At 72.3% G+C, this 1,074-nt stretch carries 1 protein-coding gene and 1 pseudogene; both read right to left on the bottom strand.

Annotated features, from left to right (window positions below; genetic code table 11):
* On the bottom strand, window positions 1-729 hold a 729-nt coding region (locus CCL05_RS42545; protein WP_086565844.1), incomplete at its 3' end, for a glycosyltransferase family 2 protein.
* Window positions 726-1,074 (bottom strand): annotated as a pseudogene (locus CCL05_RS42540) (hypothetical protein); the annotation flags it as partial. The gene CCL05_RS42545 and the pseudogene CCL05_RS42540, both read right to left, overlap by 4 nt.

The following is a 1,074-nucleotide window of genomic DNA, read 5'->3' as shown; positions in this document are numbered from 1 at the left end:
CAGCCGGGGCGTCGGGTGCAGCAGGCCGGCCCGGCGCGGGTCCAGGTTGACGCACCGGGAGCGCTTGGAAGGGTTCGCCCGCTCGGCGCGGTTGGGGTGGTCGCGGCGGAAGTACAGCAGTTCCGGCACCTGGTGGAAGCGCCCGTGCAGGGTGATCTCGGCGACGAACGTGCGGTCCGCGTGGTGGTAGCTGTCCATCGGCTTCACCCGGCGCAGCACGTCGGCCCGGATCACCCCGTAGAAGTCGTCCCCACCGGGCTCGAACAGCAGGCTGCGGAAGCGCTCCGGCGCGTGCGGCGAGTCGGTGGCGAGCGTGTACGCGTAGGGGACCTTCACCTGGCCGTCGGCGTCGATGACCGCCTGGTCGGCGTGCGCGAGGATCACGTCCGGCTGCTCGTCCAGCGCCTCTACGCAGCGCCGCAGCAGATCGCGGGCGTAAAGGTCGTCGTGCGAGGCCCACTTGAACAGTTCGCCGCGGCACTCGGCGAACACCCGGTTGTGGTTCGGCGTGGCGCCGATGTTCCGGGGCAGCCGGAGGTAGCGGATGCGGGAGTCCTGCACGGCGTACTTGCGGCAGATGTCCTCGGTCCCGTCGGTCGAGGCGTTGTCGGAGACGACCAGCTCGAAGTCCTCGTAGGTCTGGCCGAGCAGGGCGTCGAGCGACTCGGCCAGGTACTCCTCGCCGTTGTACACGGGCAGGCCGATGCTCAGCCTGGGGCGGTCGGTCATGAGGTCCTCACTTCGGGAACGGAGTTGTGGTGGCGCTCGCGCAGGGCGGACCGCAACTGCAGCCACCACACGGCCGAGCCGCTGACGGTCGCGGCGGCGACGCCCCAGGCCGAGCCGACCGTGCCGGCCACGACCGCCCCGCCGAGCCCGCCGCCGACGTAACCGACGGAGGCGAACAGCTGGCAGCGCAGAGCAGCGCGGCGGCGGCCTGCCCGCCGCCCAGCAGGAGGCAGAACTTCCCGAGCCGCCGCGGGGCCTGCCGCAGCACCCGTGCCGCCTCCGGGACGGTGACCAGCGACAGCCCCATCAGCACGGCGAGGAACGGGCCCATCAGGAGCTCGGCGC

The sequence above is a fragment of the Streptomyces africanus genome, from assembly GCF_002150735.1.
Lineage (GTDB): Bacteria > Actinomycetota > Actinomycetes > Streptomycetales > Streptomycetaceae > Streptomyces > Streptomyces africanus.
This window is presented reverse-complemented; position numbering and strand designations above follow the sequence as displayed.